This is a genomic window from Pseudomonas sp. SDO524_S393, from assembly GCF_054071875.1.
The window spans coordinates 105,568-119,436 of sequence record NZ_JBSVVZ010000005.1; the positions used below are offsets into that span (position 1 = coordinate 105,568).

The 13,869-nt window shown below is 65.7% G+C and carries 9 protein-coding genes; all 9 read left to right on the forward strand.

Annotation, left to right across the window (positions count from 1 at the left end):
* Nucleotides 1–3: 3 nt before the first annotated feature.
* The 9 genes from ACW9IB_RS04165 (at nucleotide 4) to tagQ (ending at nucleotide 13,763) form a co-directional block, all read left to right on the forward strand.
* The gene (locus tag ACW9IB_RS04165) at nucleotides 4–1,293 is read left to right on the forward strand and encodes a DotU family type VI secretion system protein (RefSeq protein ID WP_457364807.1); all 1,290 of its coding nucleotides are present in this window, start codon (nucleotides 4–6) and stop codon (nucleotides 1,291–1,293) included.
* Entirely contained in the window at nucleotides 1,290–4,790 is a 3,501-nt protein-coding gene (gene tssM, locus ACW9IB_RS04170) for a type VI secretion system membrane subunit TssM (RefSeq protein ID WP_457364808.1), read from the forward strand. The genes ACW9IB_RS04165 and tssM overlap by 4 nt, the downstream gene beginning before the upstream one ends.
* On the forward strand, nucleotides 4,787–5,440 hold the full coding sequence (gene tagF / locus ACW9IB_RS04175; RefSeq protein WP_457412494.1) for a type VI secretion system-associated protein TagF: 654 nt from the start codon (nucleotides 4,787–4,789) through the stop codon (nucleotides 5,438–5,440). Before tssM ends, tagF begins: the two co-directional genes overlap by 4 nt.
* Nucleotides 5,441–6,160 carry a PP2C family protein-serine/threonine phosphatase gene (locus tag ACW9IB_RS04180; protein WP_457364810.1) on the forward strand — a complete coding sequence of 240 codons (720 nt, stop codon included), beginning with the start codon at nucleotides 5,441–5,443 and terminating at the stop codon, nucleotides 6,158–6,160. It abuts the gene before it with no gap.
* Nucleotides 6,157–9,165 (forward strand): serine/threonine-protein kinase, encoded by a 3,009-nt coding sequence (locus tag ACW9IB_RS04185; RefSeq protein ID WP_457412495.1) that lies wholly within the window; start codon nucleotides 6,157–6,159, stop codon nucleotides 9,163–9,165. Before ACW9IB_RS04180 ends, ACW9IB_RS04185 begins: the two co-directional genes overlap by 4 nt.
* A complete protein-coding gene (locus tag ACW9IB_RS04190) occupies nucleotides 9,165–9,869 on the forward strand; it encodes an ABC transporter ATP-binding protein (RefSeq protein ID WP_457412497.1) in 705 nt (234 codons plus the stop codon). Before ACW9IB_RS04185 ends, ACW9IB_RS04190 begins: the two co-directional genes overlap by 1 nt.
* Nucleotides 9,869–11,053: an ABC transporter permease gene (locus tag ACW9IB_RS04195; protein ID WP_457412499.1), complete on the forward strand. Its 1,185-nt coding sequence runs from the start codon at nucleotides 9,869–9,871 to the stop codon at nucleotides 11,051–11,053. The genes ACW9IB_RS04190 and ACW9IB_RS04195 overlap by 1 nt, the downstream gene beginning before the upstream one ends.
* Complete coding sequence (locus ACW9IB_RS04200; protein ID WP_457412500.1) at nucleotides 11,046–12,755, forward strand: formylglycine-generating enzyme family protein; 1,710 nt, start codon at nucleotides 11,046–11,048, stop codon at nucleotides 12,753–12,755. Before ACW9IB_RS04195 ends, ACW9IB_RS04200 begins: the two co-directional genes overlap by 8 nt.
* Before the next feature lie 84 nt (nucleotides 12,756–12,839).
* On the forward strand, nucleotides 12,840–13,763 hold the full coding sequence (tagQ, locus tag ACW9IB_RS04205; RefSeq protein ID WP_457364815.1) for a type VI secretion system-associated lipoprotein TagQ: 924 nt from the start codon (nucleotides 12,840–12,842) through the stop codon (nucleotides 13,761–13,763).
* Nucleotides 13,764–13,869: the final 106 nt, after the last annotated feature.

The window sequence follows — 13,869 nt, forward strand, 5'->3', positions numbered from 1 at the left end:
GCGATGCATCCCAATGATGACGAACGCACCCAGTTCATGCCGCGCCCGGGTGGCCGGGCGCCAGAGCCCGTGCGGGCCGAGCCTGCGCCCTTGTCGATGCCGGCCGCGCCAATGCTCACCGGCAAGAGCCAGGGCCTCAACCCGCTGGAAAGCGCCGCCGGCCCGCTGTTGGCGCTGCTGACGCGCCTGCGCAACACCATCGCCCATCCGGCGCCCGCCAGCCTGCGTGCCCAACTGTTGGCCTACCTGCGCCAGTTCGAAGAACGCGCCGAAGCCGCCGGTATCGCGCGCAACGAAGTGCTGCTGGCCCGCTACGCGCTGTGCACTGCGCTGGATGAAGCCGTACTGAGTACGCCGTGGGGCAGCACCAGTGACTGGGGCAAGCAAAGCTTGCTGATCACCGTGCACAACGAAGCCTGGGGTGGCGAGAAAGTCTTCCAACTGCTCGACCATTGCCTGCAAAGCCCGCGCGAACGCCTGTACCTGCTGGAGCTGTTGTACCTGTGCATGTGCCTGGGGTTCGAAGGCCGCTACCGCGTGATGAATGACGGGCGCAGCCAATTGGAAGCCCTGCGTGAACGTACCGCCGCCGCGATCCGCAGTGCCCGTGGCGAGCACGAGCGCGAGCTGTCGCCGCACTGGCGCGGCGTGACCGTGGCGCGGGACCGCCTGGCGCAGTTCATGCCGCCGTGGATCGCCGTGGCCATCGGCCTGGCGCTGCTGCTGGCGCTGTTGTTCGGCCTGCGCATGAAGCTGGCCTCGGACGCCGAGCCGGTGTTCAAGAACATTCATGCCCTGGGCGAAATCCCGGTGCAGACCATCGACCGCCAGGTGGCGCAGCCGAAGGTGGTCGAACGCCCACGCCTGGCCGGCTTTTTGGTGGAAGACATCAAGGCCGGGCGCGTGGCGGTGGAAGATGCCGTCGACCGCTCCGTGGTGACGATTCGTGGCGACGAGCTGTTCGCGTCCGCCAGCTCCAGCATCGTCGATGACTACCAGCCGCTGATGCTGCGCATCGCCGATGCGATCCGCAAAGTCAAAGGCCAGGTGCGCGTGACCGGGCACAGCGACAACCGCCCGATCGCCACGCTGCGCTTCCCGTCCAACTGGGCGCTCTCCGAGGCGCGGGCCAGGTCGGTCCTGGAAATCCTCGCGGCCAAGACTGGCCAGGGCGACCGTTTCAGCGCCGAAGGCCGCAGCGACACGGAGCCGGTGGCGACCAACAGTACAGCCGAAGGCCGTGCCCGCAATCGTCGGGTTGAAATCACCGTATTGGCGGAGGGCGTCGAGTGAAGGCGTTTTTCAGTTTCATGATTCGCTGGGTGATCCCGTTGCTGGGCCTGATCGCCCTGAGCCTGATCATCTGGTTCGTCGGGCCGCTGCTCGATGTGCTGGTGCCGGAAGGACGCCGCTGGGCGCTGATCATCCTGGTGTTCGCGGTGTGGATTGCCTACCGCGTGTTCCGCATTATCCAGGCCCGCCGGCAAGCCGCCGAAGTGATGCGCAGCCTGGCCGCCGAAACCCCGGCCGACCCCAACAGTGTCGCCACTGCCGAAGAACTCTCCACCCTGCGCCAGCGCATGGACGAGGCCCTGGCCCTGCTGAAAAAGGCCAAGCTCGGCGGCGATGAGCGGCGCAACCTCTACGAGCTGCCGTGGTACGTGATCATCGGCCCACCGGGCTCGGGCAAAACCACGGCGCTGGTCAATTCCGGCCTGCATTTTCCGCTGGCCGCCCAGTTGGGGGCCGGCGCCGTGCGCGGCGTTGGCGGTACGCGCAATTGCGATTGGTGGTTCACCGATCAGGCGGTTCTGCTCGACACCGCAGGCCGCTACACCACCCAGGACAGCAACTCCACGGTGGACAAAGCGGCGTGGCTGGGCTTTCTCGACCTGCTGAAAAAGCAGCGTTCGCGCCGGCCCATCGACGGTGCGTTCATTGCCATCAGCCTGTCCGACCTGTTGCTGGGCAGCGACGCCGAGCGCGCGGCCCATGCGGCCGCCATCCGCCTGCGTATCCAGGAGCTGTACACCCAGCTGGGCGTGCGTTTCCCGATCTACCTGATGCTGACCAAGCTCGACCTGGTGCCGGGCTTCATGGAGTTTTTCGACAACCTGAGCAAGGAAGACCGCGCCCAGGTGTGGGGCATGACCTTTGCCCTGGACGACGGCAAGAGCAGTGACAGCCCCCTGGCACACTTGCAAAGCGAGTTTGCCGGGCTGGAGCAGCGCCTCAATGAGCGTCTGGTGGAGCGTCTGCAACAGGAGCGCGACCCGGCGCGGCGCGACCTGATCTACGGCTTCCCGCAGCAGTTCGGCGCGTTGAAAGACTGCCTGCAAAGCTTCCTCGACGGCGTGTTCAAGCCCAATGCCTTCGAAGAGCGCGTGTTACTGCGCGGCGTGTATTTCACCAGCGGCACCCAGGAAGGCAGCCCGATCGATCGCCTGATCGGTGCGATGGCCCAGAGCATGAACCTGGACCGCCAACACCTGGCGCGCCAGAGCGGTACCGGGCGCAGCTACTTCATCGAAAAACTCTTCAGCGCCGTCGCGTTCGCCGAGCGTGGATTGGTCGGTGTGAACCCCAAGGTCGAGCGTCGGCGCAAATGGATCGCGCGCGGTGTACTCGCCGCGACCGTGGCGCTGGTGGTGGTGGTCAGCGGCTTGTGGTGGGTGAGTTATCGCGCCAACCAGGCCTACATTGCCCAGGTCGACCAGAAGGTTGCGCCGCTGGGGCAGGCGGTACAAAGCCTGAGCCCGGCGCAGCGCGAAGTGCTTGCCGTGCTGCCGTTGCTCAATGCGGTGAAGCACCTGGCGGGCGATTCGCCGAGCTGGTCCGAAGGCCTGGGGTTGTACCAGGGCGACATGCTGGAAGCCGAGTCCGCCAGTGTCTACCGCAAGCTGCTGATTGCCGTCTTCGCGCCGCGGCTGGTCACGCGCATCGAAGAGCAACTGCATGGCGGCGGCAATTCCGACTTCCTCTACGAGGGTCTCAAGGCCTACCTGATGCTCGCCGACACCGAGCATTACGACCCGGACTTCATCAAGGCCTGGATCGCCCTGGACTGGGACCGCAACCTGCCGCGCGATTTGCCGGCTGACCAGCGCCAGGCACTGACCGGGCATTTACAGTCCCTGTTCGAGCGCCATCCGCCGAATGCGCGGCTTGACCCACGGTTGATCGACGACCTGCGCCGGCAACTGCAACAACTGCCGGTGGCCCAGCGCGTGTATGACCGGGTCAAGCGTCAGAAACTGCCGGAAGGCATCCCTGACTTTCGCCTCAACGAAGCGGCGGGCCGTGATGCCGCGCTGGTGTTCAGCCGCAAGAGTGGCAAGCCGTTGGGCGAGCCGCTGAGCGGGTTCTTCACCGCCAAGGGGTATCGCCAGGCGTTTCTGTTGAGCAGCCTGAACCAGACCGGCACCCTCGCCGAAGAGCAATGGGTGCTGGGCCACGAACAGGCGGATCAACAGAACGTGGTGAGCCTGGCCGCCGACGTGCGTCGCCTGTACTTCCAGGACTACCAGCGCCAGTGGGACGCGCTGCTCGCGGACATCGACTTCGTACCGATCACCAGCGTGGCCCAGGCGGCCGATGTGCTGCGGGTGATTTCCGGCCCGACCTCGCCGTTGAAAAAACTGCTGGTGGCGGTGGCCAGGGAAACCGATCTGCAAGCCGAAGAGCGCCAGCTGGCTGCCAAGGGCGTGCCGGTGGAAGGCGGTGTCGACAAGCTCAAGGAGCGTCTGGGCAGCTTGCTGGGTCAGGAACAACCGGCGGCCAATGCGCCGGCAGCGGCAGACGATCCGGTGACGGCGCACTTTGCCGATCTCAACGGCATCGTCAGCAAGAACGAAGGCGAGCCGGCGGCCATCGACGGCCTGCTGGCGGACATGAACGCGCTGTATGTGCAGGTCAGCGCCATGGTCGGTGCCAGCGGCGATGCCTTGCTCGGCGAGGCCAAGAACCAGGCGGCGGCTGCGGCCACGCGGGTCAGCCTGAACGCCGAGCGCCAGCCGCCGCTGGTGCAGGGCATGGTCAAGTCGGTGGTCAACGCCACCACCAACAGCATGATGGGGGGCGTGCGCAACCAGTTGAACGCCGCCTGGGTCAGCGAAGTGGTCAACGTCTACCGCCAGTCCCTGGCCGGGCGTTACCCGATGGCGCCGGGCAGTGCGCGGGACGCCACGCTGGATGACTTCGGCCAGTTCTTCGGCGTGGGCGGGGTGATGGACAACTACTTCCGCAAATACCTGCAACCGTATGTGGACACCTCGGCGCAGACCTGGCGTTGGCAGCCGGGCGCTGCGCAGAAGCTGGGGATTGCGCCGGGCGTGCTGCAAACCTTCCAGCGCGCGGCGGCGATTCGTGATGCGTTCTTCCGGGCTGGCGGCACCCAGCCCATCGTGCGTTTCGAGCTCAAGCCGGTGTCGATGGACCCGACCATCACCCAGTTCCTGCTCGACCTCGACGGCCAGCAACTGAGCTACGACCACGGCCCGAGCCGCCCGGTGGCGATGCAATGGCCGAACCCCGGCAGCATTGGCGTTGTGCGTATTTCGATCATGCCGCCCTCGGCCAGCGGACGTTCCGGCGTGACCCTGGACGGGCCGTGGGCCTGGTTCCGCCTGCTGGAGCAGTCGGACCTCACTGCCGGGAACTCACCGGACCGTTTCAACCTGCGTCTGCGGGTGGACGGTGCGAGCATCGCCTACGAATTACGCGCCAACAGTGCCTTCAACCCGTTCAAGAGTCGCGTGCTCAGCGGCTTCAGCTTGCCGGAGCGGCTATGACGACCCTGGGTTTCTACGGCAAGTTGGCCAGTCGCGGAGATTTTGTCAGCCGCGCCTTGCCCCAGAGTTTTATCGGCCCGTGGGACAGCTGGCTGGCGGCGGGCTTGCTCGCCAGCCAGAACAGCCTCGGCGGTGACTGGCTCAACACCTACCTGGTCAGCCCGCTGTGGCGCTTTGTGCTGGCGCCGGGCGTGTGCGGGCCGGACGCCGCGGTGGGGGTGGTGATGCCAAGCATCGACCGGGTCGGGCGGTATTTTCCGTTGGCGGTGGTTGCCTTGCTCGATCACGACACCAACCCCGCGTCCCTGGTCGGCGGGCCGGACAGCTGGTTCGAACATGCCGAGGAGTTGTTGCTCAGCACCCTGGAACCGGGTGCCACGTTCGAGCAGTTCAGCGACGGCGTGGACCAGCTGGGTGCGCCGGCCAGCGAGACGCGTGCGGTCGACAGCCGCTTCGCCGGCCTGCAACGGATGGCGGCCACCGTGCCCCATGGGCGCCTGGCCGCGCTGGCCGAGCAGGCCTGCGAAGGTGCGAGCCTCTGGTGGGGCCGGGGTTCGCAACGTATTTCCCCAGGTTTATTGCGGTGTCAGGGCCTGCCTGCCGCCGGCGATTTTGCGCAGTTTTTGCTCGGACAAGAAGGTGTGGTGTAGATGGGGGCGACGTACAAATCCGCGAGCAAGAGCCATGTGGGCATGGTGCGCCAGGTCAACGAAGACGCCTGCCTGGACCTGCCGGAGAACCGCCTGTGGGTGGTCGCCGACGGCATGGGTGGGCACGCGGCCGGGGACTATGTGAGCAGCCTGATCGTCGACAGCCTGCGCAGCGTGCCGGTGGGGCGTTCACTCGATGAATACACGGCGGCGCTGCGCACCGACCTCATCCGCATCAACAGTGCTGTGCGCGAAGAAACCGCCCACCGTGGCGTGACCCTGATGGGCAGCACCGTGGTGTTACTGGCTGCGCGCGGGCTGCGCGGCGTGTGCCTGTGGGCCGGCGACAGCCGCTTGTACCGCCTGCGCGATGGTGTGCTGGAAAGCATCTCCCGAGACCACAGCTACGTACAGGACCTGCAAGACAGCGGCCTGCTCAGCGAGGCCGATGCGCGCTTGCATCCGCGCGCGAATATCGTCACCCGCGCGGTAGGCGTCGAAGCCCAGCTGGAGCTGGCGGTGGTCGACCTGCTGATCGCTCCTGGCGACAGCTACCTGCTGTGCAGCGATGGCCTGAACAAGACCGTCGAAGACCATGAGATCCGCGAAGTGCTCAGCCACGACACTCCGGATGAAATCGTGCGCAGCCTGGTGCACCTGGGACTCAACCGGGGGGCGCCGGACAACATCACCGCCATTGTCGTGAAGGTTTCGCCATGAACATCCTGATCCCGGGCTATGACATCGAAGGCGAGATCGGCGAAGGCGCCATGGCCAGCGTGTACCTGGCCACCCAGCGCTCGTTGGAGCGCAAGGTGGCGCTCAAGGTGATGGCGGCGGCCCTGGCCGCCGACCCGAGTTTCTGCGAGCGTTTCCTGCGCGAGGGCAAGACCCTGGCGCGGCTGTCGCACCCGCACACCGTGACCATCCACGACATCGGCAATGTCGGTGAGCTGTATTACATGGCCATGGAATACCTGCCCAACGGCACGCTCAAGGAGCGCATCGCCGCCGGCCTGACACCGGAGCAGGGCCTGGTGTACATCCGCCAGATCGCCTCGGCGCTGGGTTACGCCCATGCCCAGGGCCTGGTGCACCGCGACGTCAAGCCGGCGAACATTCTGTTCCGCGCCGACGGCACGGCGGTGCTGTCGGACTTCGGCATCGCCAAGTCCCTGGACGATCGCACCCAGTTCACCCAGGCCGGGTTTGCCGTGGGCACGCCGAGCTACATGAGCCCGGAGCAGGCGCGGGGCCAGGAGATCGATGGCCGCGCCGACCTGTATGCGTTGGGCGTGGTGCTGTATGAAATCCTGGTCGGCAAGCTGCCCTATACCGGCACCGACGCGCTGTCGACGGCCCTGGCACACCTGACCGAACCGCTGCCGGAATTGCCGGTGCACCACGGGCGTTATCAGGAGGTGCTGCGCAAGCTGTTGGCCAAGGACCCGACGGAACGTTTCCCCGACGCTGCCGCGCTGCTGCACGCGCTGGACACTTTGCCCAGCGAGGCGCTGGAAGCCACGCTGGTGCGGCCACTGCCGATCCCGATGAGCTTCGATCTGGCGGGCATCACTCCGGAATCCATCGAGATTCCCACCGACAAGCCCCAACCCCAACCCGCGGTGGTGCGCCAACCGGTGGTGACGCCGACACAGCACCGCGCCGTGTCCGAGCAGCGCCGTGGGCCGGTACTGGCGCTGGCTGCCGTGGCCGTGGCGGTCGCGCTGGCCATCGGTGGCGCGAGTTACTGGTGGCTCAGCGGCAGCGATGAGCCTGTTCCGCCGGCGACGGTCGTGGTGCCCAAGACGCCGGTGAGCCCGACAGCGCCACCCCCTGAAGCCAAGCCGCCGGTGGTGGCAGATACCGACGGAGGCCAGCGCCCGTTGCTGATGGCCGGCAAGAAGACCTTGTTCCAGCGCGTGCTCAGCAAGCCGGGCGCCAAGCTGTCCAGCGAGGCGGGCGGTGCGCCGGGCAAAGCGCTGCCGGCGTTTTCCGTGCTCTATGTGTATCAGCGCAAGGACGTCGACGGCAGCCCGTGGGTGCGCGTCGGTGCTGCCACCGATGGCCGCAGCGACGGTTGGTTGCCGGCGGCTCAGGTCAGTGACTGGAAGCAAAGCCTGGTGCTCAAGTTCACCGAGCGTTCGGGCAGGGCACCGGTGATGTTCCTGCGCCAATCCGGTGAAGTCGAAAAGCTGCTGGCCGATCCCGCTGCCGCCAAAGGCGTGCTGGCCAAGGCGCAGAAGAACAGCGACGACAACAGCCAGATCCTGGCCCTGGAGCCTGCGACCAGCGCGGTGCCGCAGAACCAGTTCTACCTGCTGCCGATCTTCGACTCCAAAGAGAGCTTCGACGAAAACGGCCAGCCGGTGCAGTTGCTCAATGTGGCGTCCATCGACCCCGGCAAGGCCGTGGCAAAACCGGCCACGCCGGTGCTCAGCGCCAATGCCGATGCCTTCCGTACCGCTGTGGTGCTGGTGGTGGACACCACGGTGTCGATGCAGCCGTATATCGACCAGGTGCGCGACGTGGTGCATGAGTTGCAAACCCGCATTGCCGAGCGCGGCGAGTTGGACAGTGTCAGTTTCGGGTTGGTGGGTTTTCGCAACAGCATCAAGAAGACCCCCGGCCTGGACTACGTGGCCAAGACCTTGATCACCCTCGATCAGGGCCGCGACCCGCAGCGCTTCCTCGACATGGCGCGCCAGGTCAAGGCGTCCACGGTGTCCAGTCACTCCTTCAACGAAGACGCGTTCGCCGGGGTGATGCAGGCCGTCGAGGGCATGGACTGGTCCGGTTACGGCGGGCGCATCATCCTGCTGGTCACCGACGCGGGCGCGCTGCGCAAGAACGATCCGTTCGCCGCCACCCAGATGAACGAGGCCGAAGTGCGCCAGGCGGCGCTGGGCAAGCAGATCAAGATCTACGCCTTGCACCTGCGCACCGACGCCGGCAAGAAAACCCACGCCGGTGCCGAAAGCCAGTACCGCATCCTCACCGCCGACGCCAACCCGCAGATCGGCGACCTCTACACGCCGGTACCGGGTGGCGATGTGCGCAAGCTGGGGGAGCGTGTGGATGAAATCGGCAGTGTGTTCGCCGACCTGGTGCACCAGGTGCGCAGCAACACGCCGCAGGCGGTGCCGGCGCTGGGCGCGGCGCCGAGCCTGGCGGACAAGTCGGCGGCGGTCGGCTATGCGATGCACATGGACTTCCTCGGTCGCAAGAGCGCCAGCCAGGCGCCGCAGTTGGTCAGCGCCTGGACCGCCGACCGCGACCTGACCAACCCGGCGCTGCCGGCGTTTCAGGTGTGCGTGATGCTGACCAAGTTGCAGCTCAACGAGTTGCAACAGTCGCTGAAGCTGATCGTGGATGCGGCGCGCAAGACCCAGTCTTCGCCCAAGGACTTCTTCCAGGAAATCGCCAGTGCTTCGGCCTACATGAGCCGTGACCCGCAAGCCCTGCGCAAGGGCGGCAACCTGGCCGACGGCGGCCTGCTCGGCGAATACCTGGAGGGCCTGCCGTACCGCAGCAAGTCGCTGAACATGACCCAGGATTTGTGGTTGTCGTTGAGCGTGGCCGAACAGGAAGACTTTATCGACGAGCTGGATTCGAAGATCCGCCTCTATGAAACCTTCCACAACGATGTGGCCAACTGGGTGCGTTTCGGTGACGCCGAACCGGGCGACGCGTTGTACCGCGTGCCGTTGTCGACGTTGCCGTAATGCTGAGCCTGAGCGCGGTGCACAAGAGCCGGGGTGTCGGCAGCCAACGCTACAGCCTGGTGATCCCGGCGTTGCAGTTGGGGGCGGGTGAGCAAGTGGCGATTGTCGGCGCGAGCGGTTGCGGCAAAAGCACCTTGCTGGACTTGCTCGCGCTGGTGCTGGCGCCGGATCAGGCGGGGCAATTCGAGTTCCATCAGCAGGATATCGGTGGGCTGTGGCGCGCGGATCGCCAGTCCACCCTGGCCGCGTTGCGCAGCCGGCACCTGGGCTATGTGTTGCAGACCGGCGGGTTGCTGGGCTTTCTCGATGTGCGCGGCAATATCGCCCTGCCCCGGCAACTGTTGGGTTTGAAGGATGACGGCAGCGTAACGCGGCTGGCCGAGCAGTTGGAAATCAGCGATCAACTGGCCAAGCAACCGGCGGCGCTTTCAGTGGGCCAACGCCAGCGCGTGAGTTGCGCGCGTGCCCTGGCCCATGGGCCGCAACTGGTGTTGGCGGATGAACCGACAGCGTCCCTCGACCCGCTGAACGCCGAGCGTGTGATGCAGGCGTTGCTGGCCCAGACCCGCGAGCGTCGCGCGGCCTGCGTGATTGCCACCCATGACGAGCCCCTGGCCCGCGCCAGCGGCTTGCAGGTGCGCCGCATCAGCTGCCGCCGTGATGCCGATGGCGGCGTCACCGCGACCCTCGGGGAGGCGTGCTGATGCGCATCGGATTGGTGGGGACGCTCGCCTGGCAGGACTACCGCAATGACGCTTGGCTGTCGGCCTGTTCGGTGCTGGCGCTGGTGGCGGTGATCGCACCGTTGCTGGTGTTATTCGGCCTGAAATTTGGACTGGTTAGCAGTTTGACCGAACGTTTGGAGACCGACCCCGCGACCCGTGAAATTATTCCGCTGGGCGGTGGTCGATTCAGCAGCGCCTTTGTCGCGCAGCTCGGCCAGCGCAGCGATGTGGCGTTTGCGGTACCGCGTACGCGGCAGATCGCAGCCACGGCGCAGGTGGGTACGTTGACCCTGGAAATGTTGCCGACGGCCTCGGGTGATCCGTTATTGAACGGCCTGCCGATGCCCAGCGGGCTGGACCGGATTGTGTTGAGCCACACCGCCGCGGAAAAGCTCGCGGCGCGGCCTGGCGATTGGCTGGAGAGCGTGTTTGCCCGGCAGGTGGCGGGGCGTGTGGAGAGCCAGCGCACGCGTCTGCAAGTGCTGGCGGTGCTGCCGCTGCAAGCCTTCGCCCGTGACGGTTTGTTTGCCGACCCGGGCCTGCTGGAAGCGGCAGAAGATTATCGCGATGGCCGCGCGGTACCGGCGCTGGGCTGGGACGGCGAAGCGGTGGGTGTGGCGGAGCAGCGGGTGTATCCGGCGTTTCGCCTGTATGCCCGCAGCCTCGCCGATGTGGAGCCGCTGCGGGTGTATTTCGCCGGGCAGAACCTGTTGGTGTCGACCCAGGCGCAAACCATCGCCCAGGTGCAGTCGCTGAGCCGCAACCTGTCGATCGTGTTCTGGGTGATCTGCGGGTTGGCATTGGCGGGAGCGTTTGCGGCGATCTTCGCCGGGGCGCTGGCGGCGGTGGCGCGCAAACACCGGGAGCTATCGGTGTTGCGCCTGCTGGGGTTTTCCACCGGTGGGCTGTTGCTGTTTGTGGTGTTGCAGGCGCTGTACAGCGCAGGTTTTGCCGCCGTGCTCAGTGCCGGGCTGTATGGCTTGGCCGAGACTGCGTTGAACCAGTTGTTCGTGCAGGTGCCGGGCGAGTACGCCAGCCACCTGCTGGCGCGTCATTATGGCCTGGCCCTGGTTGCGATCCTCGGCGTCAGTGCCGTGGCGGCAGCCTGTGGTGGTTGGCGAGTGGCGCGGATCCAGGCTTCTGAAGGAATCAGAGATGTATAAGTTACTGGGCGCCTGTGTGGCGCTGACCCTGGCGTCGATGGCCTGGGCCGACGAGGCGAGTGACAAGCTCGATAACCCCAAGCCCCTGGACGGTGATGTGAGCCTGCCGTTGCCGTGCGAAGGCAACATGGTGTTCCGCTACGCCTATGTGCTGGCCCAGGGCACTCTGGATGACCGCGAAATCAGCCTGGGCTATCCCTTCGCCGAAGGTGAAGCGGGTTATCAGCAGTCGTTCATTTCCGGCTACCGTCGCGACTTCATCAACGGCCAGTTCACCCTCAAGGACTTGCCGAAGGACTGGAGCAAAGTCATCGCGCCGCTGATGCCGAAGACCGATGCCAAGACCCCGCTCAAGCCGATGCTGTACTTCATCGGCAAGTACGAAGTGACCGCTCGCCAATATGCCCAGGTGATGTCCCAGGCGCAGTCCCTGGCCAGTGGCGAGCCCGCGCCGGCGTGCGATGTGCCGACGGGTATGGCAGCGCGTTTGCCCAAGGTGAAACTGTCGCGCTTCGAGGCCGAGCGTTTCTCGGCGGTGTACAGCGCCTGGTTGATGAAGTACCACCGCGACCTGCTGCCCGTGAGCGGGCGTGGTGCGTCGGCGGACGATGGCGGCATCGGTTTTGTGCGCCTGCCCACCGAGGTGGAATGGGAATTCGCCGCGCGCGGCGGCCAGGCCGTCAGCCGTCAGGACCTGGAAGGGCGCCTGTTCCCGCGCCGCACCGAGGGCAGCGACAGCGACGGCCCGCTGGCCGATTACGCGGTGTTCAACCAGGTTGCCGGCGGCACCGGCCAGGCCGCGCGGCTGATGCCCATCGGCACCAAGTTGCCGAATCCCATCGGGATGTTCGACGTGATCGGCAACGCGGCGGAAATGGTCCAGGAGTCCTTCCAGCTGGTACACGCCGGTCGTCGCCAGGGCACCTATGGCGGATTTGTGGTCAAGGGCGGCAACTACCTCGAAGGCGAGGGCACGTTGTTCACCGGCATGCGCCGCGAGTACCCGCTGTTTGCCGCTGACGGCACCGAGCAGAGCAACGAGACCACCGGTTTTCGTGTGGCCATCGGTGCGCTGTCGGCACCGCGTTCGCGCTACAAGGAGTTGTTCGCCCAATGGCAGAAAGAGGGGCGCCTGGCCTCGCTGACCGACGCCATCGACGATGCCCAGGACCCGACCAAGCGCCTGGACAGCATCATCGCCGCCAGTGTCGATCCCAAGCTGCAAGCCGAGCTGGGGCTGGTCAACGAAGAGCTCAAGCGCAATGTCTCGCTGATCGCCCAGCAACGCGAAGAGGCGGCGGGCAACCTGATTCAGTCGGCGGCACTGGTGGCCGAGACCATCAGCAACTACAACATTCGTCTGGCCAACTTGCAGAAGAGCCGCCAGCAGGCCATCGACAACAAGGACGAGGCCAGCGCGCAGTTGTTCGCCATGGCCATCGAGAATGGTCGCAGCGCCCTCGACGGTGCGGTGGCGATCTACATCGACAACCTGGCCACCGGCACGCGTTATACCGATGCGGTGATCCAGGCGCAGTTTCAACGAATCAAGGAAGAGTTGGATCGCAAACCGGTGCTCGGCAAGAGCCTGGTGACGCGCGCAACACTGTTCGTTCGCCATGTCGGCAATTACCGCAAGCAACAGCGGGCCGACCCGGCAACGATCTTGAAGGAATTGCTCGCAGCGAGCGGACAGCGATGATCGCTGGCTGTATGGCGAGCTTGGAAGGGACTCAGGCGGCGGTGGGCCGTGCTGGGCAAGTCAAACTTAAACGAGAACACACCTATGCTTTTTTCCCGTAAGGCGGTTTCCAAGCGTCACTTGCTGCTGATCGCAGCCGGTTTCAGCACCGTGCTGACCGGTTGTGCCACGTCGCCGGCCTCCAAGGTCGCGTCGAGCACCAAGGTCGAGTACTACCCGAACTGCTACGAGCCGGTGCAACACCTGCGCGCGACCGATTCGGACATGACCAAGTCGGTCGTCACCGGCGCGGCCCTCGGCGCTGCCGGTGGTGCACTGCTGGGCGCCCTGACCGGTGACTCCGACAAGCGCGGTCGCAATGCCGCCATCGGTGCCGCGGGCGGCGCCCTGGCCGGCGGCGCGGCGGGTTACTACACCGAGCGTCAGAAGCAGATCAGCGATGACAACCAGCGCATCGCGTCGTACTCCAGCGACTTCAACAAGAGCGCGTCCGACATCGACCGCAGCACCGCCTACGCCCGTGCGTCGCAGCAGTGCTACCAGAGCGCGTTCACCAAGCTGGTCAATGACCGCAAGGCCAAGACCGTCAGCGACACCGAAGGCCGCAAGCGCCTGGCGGAAATCGTGTCGGGCTTGAAGGAGTCCAACGACCTGATCGTTGCGGTCAACGGCAAGGCTGCCGAAGACCTGAACAACTACACCCAGGCGTACGAAAAGGACCTGCAACAAGTCGGCGTACAGCGTAACGACGTGGTCACCGTGGCCACCGCCGACACCACACCGCCTGTGGCCCCGGTCAAAGGCAAGAAAGCCGTGAAACCGGCGAAGAAGCCGCCGCTGCCTGTGGTGCCGAAAGAAGCTGTCACCACCGAGAAGAGCATCCAGACCGTGCAGGCCAAGCAAGCGGAAAGCAAGCAGGTCGCCAGCGCCGGCAAGGCTCAGATCGAAGGCACCTGCCGCGATCCGAACCTGGTCGACTGGGCACCGGTACCTTGCCCGAACGTTTAAGCAACATGCTGCTATAAGTGCCAAACGCCAGCCGATCTTCCGCCAATGCGCTAGATCGGTGGCGTTCCTCAGGCAAATCGTTACACTGCTGCGGCTACTCCATCAT

Excerpts from the sequence above, each read along its gene's own strand:
- ACW9IB_RS04195 (WP_457412499.1), top strand. The coding sequence starts at position 9,869 with ATGCGCATCGGATTGGTGGGGACGCTCGCCTGGCAGGACTACCGCAAT.
- ACW9IB_RS04165 (WP_457364807.1), top strand. The coding sequence starts at position 4 with ATGCATCCCAATGATGACGAACGCACCCAGTTCATGCCGCGCCCGGGT.
- ACW9IB_RS04190 (WP_457412497.1), top strand. The coding sequence starts at position 9,165 with ATGCTGAGCCTGAGCGCGGTGCACAAGAGCCGGGGTGTCGGCAGCCAA.
- tagQ (WP_457364815.1), top strand. The coding sequence starts at position 12,840 with ATGCTTTTTTCCCGTAAGGCGGTTTCCAAGCGTCACTTGCTGCTGATC.
- ACW9IB_RS04200 (WP_457412500.1), top strand. The coding sequence starts at position 11,046 with ATGTATAAGTTACTGGGCGCCTGTGTGGCGCTGACCCTGGCGTCGATG.
- ACW9IB_RS04180 (WP_457364810.1), top strand. The coding sequence starts at position 5,441 with ATGGGGGCGACGTACAAATCCGCGAGCAAGAGCCATGTGGGCATGGTG.
- ACW9IB_RS04185 (WP_457412495.1), top strand. The coding sequence starts at position 6,157 with ATGAACATCCTGATCCCGGGCTATGACATCGAAGGCGAGATCGGCGAA.
- tagF (WP_457412494.1), top strand. The coding sequence starts at position 4,787 with ATGACGACCCTGGGTTTCTACGGCAAGTTGGCCAGTCGCGGAGATTTT.